This window comes from Flavobacterium sp. NRK1 (genome assembly GCF_024054175.1).
Taxonomy (GTDB): Bacteria; Bacteroidota; Bacteroidia; order Flavobacteriales; family Flavobacteriaceae; genus Flavobacterium.
Window position 1 is genome coordinate 1,620,031 of sequence record NZ_JAMXLA010000001.1, and the last position, 7,417, is coordinate 1,627,447.

Consider the following 7,417-nt stretch of genomic DNA (forward strand, 5'->3'; position numbering starts at 1 on the left):
TGTATATTTGGTCAAAAATTAACAAGACTTTATTTTCATGTTTTATGATGAAAAATGCCAAAAATATACTAATCTTTATTGTCTATCCTCTCTGTTTTTTGACTACCATATTATATAGCATTATACTCGTTAAAAATACGAATGATGTCGTTTTTCTGGATACTATGAGAGTTTTTGAAAAATTTCAAATGAGTATTGATATGAAAAGAGTCGGGGAGAAAGAACTAAACCAGCGAAAACAGATCGTTGATAGCTTATATAGTCTTTTAGAAAATTCTAGATATACTTCTGAAAAAGAAAGCATAATGAAAAGATTTATTTTTGAGAAAGAAAATCTGGAAGAATTTACACAAAAATTTTCAGAAGAAGAATCTTCTAAAATATGGCAAAGGATACGCAGTTATGCTCCTGGATTTTCTAAAGAAAAAGGCTATAGGATTGTTTTGGGAATGCAGCCTAATGAGACAGTACTTTATGGAGATGAAAATAATGATGTGACTAATGATTTTTTGAAGTATATAAATGATAAGTATGAGGGTAATAAATAGCCTTATATTATCAGTGGTACTTATAATTTTTGCAAGTTGTAAGAATAAAGAAGTTGTTGAAGACGATTCAGCGATACGATATCGTTATTTTAGTCTTGAAAAATCAGGATGGAAATCAAGGGAGCATAGCCAAAAAATTGATGATATAAATTTTACGGCAACCGAGGTTCCAATATCGTATTATATTTTAAAAAGTGAAGGGAAAGAAAACCTTTTTAAAGTAGATTCCATTGAAAAAGCAAATCAAAGTGAACGTGTAATTGAATTCAATTTTATTCAGGATGATGAAAAAGATTTGCTTGAGGAGAACTTCACCGGTCTTAATTATGACGAGAGTGTCAAATATATGTCTTTTGGAATTACAAATGATTTTTTCGTTGTTACCTCAAAAAAAGATACTGTTAGATGTTCAGGAGTAACTATGGAAAGAAATTTTAAAATTGCGCCATATCAAAAAGTCCTTCTCTTTTTTGAAGGTATTAAACCACAAGATGAAATTCAGCTTGTATATAACGACCATCTTTTCAAGAAAGGTATTTTGAAGTTTAAATTCCAAGAAAAAACAACCAGAATTTTATTATGATCAAGAAAATAAGAACCAGTAAAGTTTCAAGAATTATTGCCTGCTATCTGGCATTGATGATTGTATTGGAAATGGTTACGCCTATGACTGCATATGCACTGACAGGTGGGCCTGCGCAACCCGAGTTTAATTCTTTTACACCTATAGGGACCTCAGATATGGTCGATCTATCGAGCGGTGACTTTAATTATAATATTCCTATTATGGATGTAGGAGGTTACCCCATAAATCTTGCCTATAATTCGAATATAACAATGGATCAGGAAGCATCATGGGTAGGACTGGGCTGGGATCTAAATGTAGGTCAGATAGCAAGACAGCTCAGAGGTATACCGGATGATTTTAACGGCGATAGCATGGTTTATGAAAACCACATGAAGGATAATATTACTGTAGGTGCAAATTTTAATGTGTTTGGAACTGCCTTTGGTCTTAAAGAAGCGCAGTATAGCGTTGGGTTGGGGGTTACCTATAATAATTATAATGGATTGGGCTTTGCAGTTTCCGGAGGTATGAGTTATCAGATATCTAATAATCTGAGTGTAGGAATGAATCTTGATTCAAAAGAAGGCTTAAGCGTTTCTCCGAGTGTTTCGTTATCGGAGAAGGTAAAGATGTATACAAATGATGCCGTAGGTTTTGGTACCAACTGGAATAGTCGAAGGGGAATTGAGGGTGTAACAATGCGTGATTCGAGAAACAGGTTGGGTACTGGAGGTAGTTTTTCTTTCCCAGATGCTACTTTTACGCCTCAAAAACGAATCGGAATGATTTCTTCAAATTATCTTTTTAATTTGAATACTGAAGTTGAATTCTGGGGTATTGAGCCTGGAATAAAATTTACAGGTTACAGGACGAAGCAGGGGATTATGGATTCGGAGAGGTATGCGGCTGAAAAAGCATATGGTTATGAAAACTCTTTTAATGCAACAGATAAAGATATTCTTGACTTTAATAGGGAAAAGGACAGGACCTTTTCTACTTTCACAACTACTTTGCCGGTAGGAAATAACACGTATGATCTCTATAGTATACAGGGGCAGGGAGTTTCCGGAACATTCCGGCCTTATAAAGGACAAGTAGGTTATGCTTATGATAAAAATATTGTTGACATTTCGAATGGAGGCACAGTTGGTGTCGAGATTGGTGTCGGAGGTGGAGCTCACTACGGTGTAGATACCAGTATTTCTATTACGAAAAGTAGTACTGGGGCATGGAGAAGTTCTAATCCTGTGATTGGTAGGTTTGAAGAAAAAAAAAATGGTAACAGGCCTGATTATGAAAAAGTATTTTTCAAAAATATTGGAGGATTTCATGTTGATAGTGAATACAGTTTACTTAAAGATAATATGGGTAACTATGATCCTGTTAAAGTAGGTATTACAGGAGGTAAATTTGCCAGAGCTACTGATATGGCTTTTAGAAAAAAGGATAATAGTACTGTTGCTATTAATGGTCCTTTAAAAAGAGATAAAAGATTAGCAAGAAATCAGTCTATACAAAAACTAACCAGAGCAGAAGCAGAAAAATTTGGTTATAATACTCAGTTTAGTCCTTATTCTATAAGGGGTAAGCACGACTATCATACTTCAGAAGTCAGGGTGATCAAAGAAGGTGGAGAACAATATATATATGGCAGGGCTGCTTACAATGTTACTAAAAAAGAGGCTACCTTTAATATTGGATCAAGAATGGGGGACTGTAATTCCGGTCTTGTATCCTATAGTCCGGGGATTTCAAACAGTGTTAATAATAAAGAAGGGCAGGATGAATATTTTAATCGTATCACTACTCCTGCTTATGCACATAGTTATTTGCTTACAAGTGTATTGTCGTCAGATTATTCGGATTTGACTAATGATGGCCCAACAGATGACGATTTAGGCTCATATACAAAATTTGTATATGATGACAGTAAAACAGCTTCAGATAATCTTTACAAGTGGAGGGTTCCTTATCAAAAAAATCAGGCTAATTATGACGAAGGTTTGAAAACGGCCACAGGGGATAACAAAGGAAATTATATATATGGTGAAAAAGAGCTTTTATATATTAAAAAAATAGAAACTAAAACCCATATAGCAATTTTTGAAATATCGGCACGAAAAGATGGGTATGGTGTAGATGGAGAAAATGGAGGAGCTACAACTTCTACAAGTTCAAGAATGTATAAACTCAATAAAATATCCCTATACTCTAAGCCTGACTATAATGCTTTGGGCGAGAACGCTACTCCTATAAAAGTGGCTAATTTTAAGTATAAATACACTTTGTGTCCCGGAGTTCCAAATAATTTGAAAGGAGCCGCATCCGGTAATGAAGTTGCAAATGAAGGGGGGAAGCTTACGCTATACCAAATATATTTTACATATGGAAAATCAAATATGGGCAAATATACTCCTTATACGTTTACCTATGCTTCGGGTGATCAGAACATGCCATATAGCTTAAAGGGGTATGATGTATGGGGCAATTATAAACTAAATGATACAGAAGCGGGCTGTGGAGTAAATCAAAATGTTACAAATGCGGAGGATCCCTACGTTATTCAGGATAAGGTTACTGCAGATAAATATTCAGGAGCATGGCTATTAAAATCAATAAAACTGCCTTCAGGAGGAAATATTGATTTGACATTTGAATCTGACGATTACAGGTATGTACAAAATAAGGAAGCAATGCAAATGTTTAAAATAACAGGTGTTGGTAAAGAGACTGATGCTACTCCAACCACTCTTGCTGGTGTTACAAATAATCAATTGTTTACCTCAACATCAGTATCAGACCGTATTTATATAAAAATACCAGAAACAACAGTTTTGAATGCTACTCAGTTTAAGGATAAATACATTAAAAATCTTCAAAACGAGGAACTTTTTTTCAAGGCCTTACTTAATATGTCTCCCAAAGCTTCAAATGCAGAACAATATGACTATGTTTCAGGATATTTTAAAATTGATCCTTCAAGAAGTTATAAGTTAACAAATTTAATTTCAGGTGGGTTCTATGCTTCTATTCCTGTGAAACTAGTAAATATTGGTGACGGATTTTCATCTTCAGATTATACAAATCCAATTTCTAAAGCAGGGTGGAACTTTGGTAAGCAGAATTTATCAAGGTATGTGTATGATGGTCATACCGATGAATCTACAGATAATCTTGAAGAGATTGTTATGGAAATCATTGGGGCTATTCCTAATTTACTTGAAGTTATGAAAAGCCCTAATAGACAGCTGAAAGATAATCAGATTGCAAGTAAATTTGTGACAGGTAAATCCTGGGTAAGGCTTATGAATCCTACGGGGAAAAAATTTGGTGGGGGAAGTCGAGTTAAAGAAATAAAAATGCATGACAATTGGGAGGTAATGACTAATCATGCTGCCGATCAGGATTATCATCAGTTCTATGGACAGCAATACTCCTATGAAGATGATGATAATCCAGCTGACACAAAACCTGCATATTCTACCGGTGTTGCTACATATGAGCCTATGGGGTCAAAAGAAAATCCTTTTGTGCAGCCATTTTATGATAAAAAAGATGAGGCTAAGTTGCTAGGGACAGAAAGTAGAAATTATATAGAAATGCCTTTAGGCGAATCTTTTTATCCTTCGCCAAAGGTAACTTATAGCAAAGTAACTGTAAAAAATCTTCCGAGAACCAGTACCAATGGTAGCGGTACACCAATACAAGTTAAAAAGCATGCTACAGGTTACGTGGTAACTGAATTCTTCACCACAGCCGATTATCCTACAATTACCGATTATACTCCAATGACCTCGCATTATGATAAGTCAGATGTTCTCACAAGTTTATTAAGTCTTTCTGTAAAGGATCATCTTACTCTCAGTCAGGGATTTTCCGTGCATACGAATGATATGGATGGGAAAATGAAAAGTCAGCGAGTCTACGCGGAGGGTCAAAAGGACGAAATTTCAGGAGTGGAATATATATATGATCAAACAGAAAAACTTACAGATACTGATTATAATCCCAATATTGGTAAATTAGACAATGAAGTTACTACAATTGATGCACAGGGGAATATTACAAAAAAACTGGTAGGAGTAGATTATGATGTAATAAATGATTTCAGAGATAATAGTTCAGTTACAGAAACTGCAGGTTTGAGTATTAATACTGCTTTTCTTCCAATTACGCTGTTGACCTTAGTGGTTCCCACACCATTTCCTTCATACTCTATACATGACAACCGTATAAAAACGGCAACAACAACTAAAGTAATACACTCTTCAGGAATCTTAAGAGCCAAACGGGTATTTGATGTTGGATCGAGTAGTACTACTAAGAACCTTGCCTGGGATGCGGAAACGGGAGAAGTATTGCTCACAGAAACAGCAAATGAATATAATGATAAATATTATACGTTTAATTTTCCTGCTTATTGGTCGTATAAAGGGATGGGGGAAAGTGCTAAAAATCTTGGGTTGACCTGGAAGCTTAAACATGTAACGGGAACTGAAGGCAAATATCAGTTTTTTACAAGCAATTATAAAGCATCGGATTATCTTATTGATGGAGATGAACTTTGGATTACTTCTCCCGATGGAGCTTTTAAAGCCTATGTAGTGAATTTAGAAGATGCTAAATTTGGCCTTATAACTACTGATGGGCTCTATGTTTCGCCAGATGTGCTGGATGAAGGTGATTTTACAGTTATAAGAGCAGGTTATCGTAATATGCAATCGGCCTCAATGGCATCAGTTACTTCAATGCTTAATCCCATTGGTAGTGGCTCTACTCTGGCTACAAATTTATTCAGTTCGTCACTTTGGGATCAATACAGGATTGTAAATACATCTGCAGTAGTTTACAGCGATACTTGGGCTGCACAGTGTGAGTGCCGATTACCTAAAATGAACTTTGATAGTAATGGAGCTCTTGTTTTTGATTATAGTAATTCGGGTGCAAATAAACTAAATGCATATAATCCATATATATATAATGTAAAAGGTAACTGGCGCCCAAAAATGTCTTATGCTTATCTGACAGGAAGAAATTCAACAGAAACTGCTTCTCCAAGAAAAACGGGTTTTTATAATGATTTTGCTCCTTATTATGTTTACAGTAGTACTACTAAAAAGTGGGAACCGAACACTCCTGCTAATTTAGCAAAATGGACATATGCTTCTGAGGTTACACAATATAACCCTTTCGGATTCGAGTTAGAAAACAGAGATGCTTTAAACAGGTATTCATCAGCCATGTATGGATATAACTTCAAGTTTCCTGTTGCGGTAGCATCAAATACAAGATATCGTGAGCTCGCATTTGATGGTTTCGAAGATTATGACTTTAATAGCTGCAATGGGACTTCTCATTTTAGCTTTAAAGAGGAACTTAAAGAAAATAAGGTGAGCATATCTTCCACCCGTTCACACACCGGTACAAATAGCTTAAAAGTTGCGCCTAAAACTAGGGCGGTAGTAAGAAAACAAATTGTGCGTTGTGCAACCACTAATCCCTAATAAAAAGCGCTTAATATATGAAAAAAATCAGGCTTATACTGTTTTTTACGCTGATGCAAATATCAGGATATGGACAACTTTGCGAAGGTTTTGAAACAGCTGGAAGTGCGCCAACAACACTTGCCGACGGAGGGACAGCTATTTGGACATTAGGGGCTAGCGGTAACTGGCGAATTCTAAACCCAAAAGGATCATTGATTTGGGGCGTCAAAGCTACATCTACTCTGACTCCGTCGAAAAGTGGTGGTTATTCAGCTTACATTGATAAGGAAAATTTATCAACGCCAAATATTAGTGAAGATTGGCTAGTCACACCTGCGATTAATATAACGGGAATGTCAGGTGCCCAGCTTAAGTTCTCCTCAAGGCAGGTAATATCAGGCGATCAGGGAAGTATTTACAAGATAATGATCTCTACAACGGATCAAACCACTATAAGCAGTTTTACAACTTTACAAACATGGACTGAGCCACAACTGGGGCCGTATGATGCTTATACTGAAAAGGTGATTAACTTATCGGGCTATACTGGCAATATTTATATTGCATTTGTGAAGATGGGTGCTGCAGGAGGTGGGGACAGGTGGTTGTTAGATGATGTATATGTGGGGCCTACCTGTGTAAATCCATTAAACCTTTCAGTTACAGAGACAGGATTAAACTCTGTTAAATTGCTTTGGGATAATCCCGGAGGTGTTAATCAGTTTGAAGTGGAGGTCAAGCCTGATTCAGCTACACCTACGGGCGTGGGTGTGATAGTTAATCAGAATTATTATACTGTCACAGGTTTACAGCCC

General features: G+C 36.1%; 4 protein-coding genes. All 4 read left to right on the forward strand.

Annotated elements, in window-relative coordinates; all coding sequences use genetic code 11:
- The first annotated feature begins 200 nt into the window (after positions 1–200).
- Positions 201–548, forward strand: a complete 348-nt coding sequence (locus tag NHE85_RS07515) for a hypothetical protein (protein ID WP_252811235.1) — start codon at positions 201–203, stop codon at positions 546–548.
- Positions 532–1,131, forward strand: coding sequence for a hypothetical protein (locus NHE85_RS07520; protein ID WP_252811237.1), 600 nt, complete (start codon positions 532–534; stop codon positions 1,129–1,131). The genes NHE85_RS07515 and NHE85_RS07520 overlap by 17 nt, the downstream gene beginning before the upstream one ends.
- Positions 1,128–6,620 (forward strand): hypothetical protein, encoded by a 5,493-nt coding sequence (locus NHE85_RS07525; RefSeq protein WP_252811239.1) that lies wholly within the window; start codon positions 1,128–1,130, stop codon positions 6,618–6,620. The genes NHE85_RS07520 and NHE85_RS07525 overlap by 4 nt, the downstream gene beginning before the upstream one ends.
- A 17-nt stretch (positions 6,621–6,637) precedes the next feature.
- Positions 6,638–7,417 (forward strand): choice-of-anchor J domain-containing protein (locus tag NHE85_RS07530; RefSeq protein WP_252811241.1); only part of this gene is annotated, 780 nt, incomplete at its 3' end.

Coding starts and splice junctions, on each gene's coding strand:
- NHE85_RS07515 (WP_252811235.1), top strand. CDS start 201: ATGAAAAGAGTCGGGGAGAAAGAACTAAACCAGCGAAAACAGATCGTT.
- NHE85_RS07520 (WP_252811237.1), top strand. CDS start 532: ATGAGGGTAATAAATAGCCTTATATTATCAGTGGTACTTATAATTTTT.
- NHE85_RS07525 (WP_252811239.1), top strand. CDS start 1,128: ATGATCAAGAAAATAAGAACCAGTAAAGTTTCAAGAATTATTGCCTGC.